This is a genomic window from Micromonospora globispora (assembly GCF_003857015.1).
Classification (GTDB): Bacteria; Actinomycetota; Actinomycetes; order Mycobacteriales; family Micromonosporaceae; genus Micromonospora; species Micromonospora globispora.
Genome location: NZ_QGGF01000045.1, coordinates 1 through 2,408, shown reverse-complemented (window position 1 = coordinate 2,408; position 2,408 = coordinate 1). Strand labels below are relative to the sequence as shown.

Annotated in this window: 2 protein-coding genes and 1 pseudogene; 1 reads left to right on the top strand and 2 read right to left on the bottom strand. The window is 72.5% G+C overall.

Going from position 1 to position 2,408, the window contains the following annotated elements:
• A pseudogene (locus DKL51_RS01350) lies at positions 1–950 on the bottom strand (transposase); the annotation flags it as partial.
• Positions 951–965: 15 nt separating this feature from the next.
• Positions 966–1,901, bottom strand: coding sequence for a SatS C-terminal domain-containing protein (locus tag DKL51_RS01345; RefSeq protein ID WP_109948264.1), 936 nt, complete (start codon positions 1,899–1,901; stop codon positions 966–968).
• 147 nt (positions 1,902–2,048) lie between these two features.
• On the opposite strand from DKL51_RS01345, the gene DKL51_RS01340 reads away from it, so the two are divergent.
• On the top strand, positions 2,049–2,408 hold a 360-nt coding region (locus tag DKL51_RS01340; protein WP_260428336.1), incomplete at its 3' end, for a PadR family transcriptional regulator.

Genomic DNA, 2,408 nt, shown 5'->3' with positions numbered 1-2,408 from the left:
GGGGCCGGGGCCGGCGTGGTGGCCCGGGCGCTGAGCGCGCCGACGAGCGCGTCGCAGCCGGCGTCGCAGGCCCGCACCGAGGCGACCGCCTGTCGGACGGTCTCCGCGACGGCGGCGGTGAGCGCCCGGTTGACCGCGGCCCGTCGGGGCGTCTCGGAGATGGCCACCCGCAGCGCGGTCACCGCCTCGTTGATCTGATCGGCGTCCGCGACGCCGTCGGCGGCGAGGTGCGCGGCGACGGCGTCGACGGCGACCGAAACCTCGCGGCCCTGGGCGACCGTGCCGCTCAGCATGCCGGGCTCCGGCAGCGCGTCGAGCACCGCCAGCGAGACCGGCTCGGCCGGATCGGGGTAGGCCCGCAGGGCGGCCGGGTAGAGCTCCCGGAGCACCTCGCGCAGCGCCACCGCGGCGGAATGCCGGCCGCTGGCGAGCGCCGCATGCGCGGCGAGGACCTGCTTGTAGCCGGCCAGATCGCGGGGCGCCGGCAGGGTCACCGCGGAGAGCGCACCGGCCTGGAGGGCCCGGGCCAGCCCGACCGCCCGACGCTCGGCCGGCGGGGAGTGCATCTCCTCCAGCGAGTCGTCGTCGGCGAAGCGCTCGGCGAAGTCGTCGACCGAGTCGTCGTCGGCGATCGCCAGTGGACGACCCGCGGCGCTGAGCAGCGAGGTGACGGTGTGGTCGTCGCTGTCAGCGGCGATCGCCGCACCGCTCGGCCCGCCCGACCGCTCCACGAGCAGCGCGACCAGCTGGGCGTAGCCAGCCGGATCATCGCCGATCTCGCAGACATGCAGCAGACGGCCTGCGTCATCGACCACAGCGGACGTCAGCGTCGAACCGGCCGAAGCCGGTCGGTCGGCCGGATCCGCCGAGGCCAGACCGCAGTACACGCGCACGAGCGCCACGGCGTCGTCCTCCTCCCGGGCACAGGTCTTTCTCCGCCAGAGACTGATGCTCCCCGTTAGGGGTCAGTCGCGCCAGTCCACAACAGCAGAGATCTTGCCGACAATGGTGCGCCAACCCAAACTCGCGGTTTGTGCCCCGATTTTCTTCAAGCGCCGACGGCCCATAAATCCACCGATTCCGCCGTTGACAGTGGCCCGCAGCGCCTCATCCAGGTCGTCGAGCCTGGAGCCGGCGGAGAGCATGTCCAGCACGGCCGGTAGGCGCAACGCGTACGCAAGGTCACGAGCGACCTCGCCAGCCTCGATCAGGAGCGTCGGATCCCACGTGTCGTGCCCGCCGCGGAGGTTCTCCACCACCAGGTCGAGCTCGTAGGTGTCCTCGTCCAGCGGGGCGATGTCGGCCGGCTCCACCCGTTCGGACAGTTCATTCCAGCTGTCCAGTTGGGACATGTCGTTGGGCGCACCGGATCGGATGAAACTGACCAGCGACTCGGGCGTCTTGAACAGCAGCAGCCGACCGCGGTGGCTGAGGAAGACCGGCACCTCCTCGTCGCCCGCGTCCTCTTCTTCGTCCTCGTCGACCTCGTCCTCGTCGACCTCGGCTTCCTCGTCCAGCGCCTCGGTCCTGCCGCGCCGCCGGCCCTCCGGCCGCTCCTCGTCCTCGTCCTCGGCGGAGAGGGCGGCGAACTCCTCGTCGAGGATCACCATCTCCTCGTCGTCCTCGGTCTCGACGACCTGGCGGCGGGCCAGGAACGGGTCGTCCTGGTCTCGCTCGGCGACGTCGGTCGGGGTCAGCTCCCGCGCCGGCCGGTACGCCCGCAGGGTGAAACCGGTGCCGGCGGGCAGGGCGATCTCCACCGGGTCGATCCGCAGCTCGTCCCAGAGCGCGCGGTCGGCCGCCGGGCGGTCGACGTCGAGCTCGTCTGCTGTGGCCGACGCGGTGGTGTCGTCGAGCTCAGGCTCGTCGGCGTCGGGCCGTTGGGGCGACTGGCGGGCCACGCTGACCTCCGTGTGCTTTCGGGTTGCGCACGCGGCGACGCCTCCGGCCGCCGAGTGACTCTGCGCACATACCCTAGTGGGCCACCCGTCACGGATGGACCGCACCCCGGTGGCGTCCCGGCGGTTGGACAAGTAGCGTTGCTACGCATGAAGGCCCAGGCGCTGCACGGACACCTGGACGCGCTGCTGCTGGCGGTGCTCGAGCAGGGTGCGCTCCACGGTTACGCGATCATCGAGGCGCTCCGGGCGCGCAGCGGCGGCACCCTGGACCTGCCCACCGGCACCATCTACCCGGCGTTGCGCCGACTGGAGCGGGCCGGCTACGTCGCCAGCTCGTGGAGCACGGTCAACGGTCGGGAGCGGCGGACGTACCAGCTCACCGACGCGGGTGGCCGTGCCCTGGCCGGCGAGCGGGCCGGTTGGCGGGAGTTCAGCGCCACGGTCGGCCGCCGGGCGGTCGACGTCGAGCTCGTCTGCTGTGGCCGACGCGGTGGTGTCGGCGAGCTC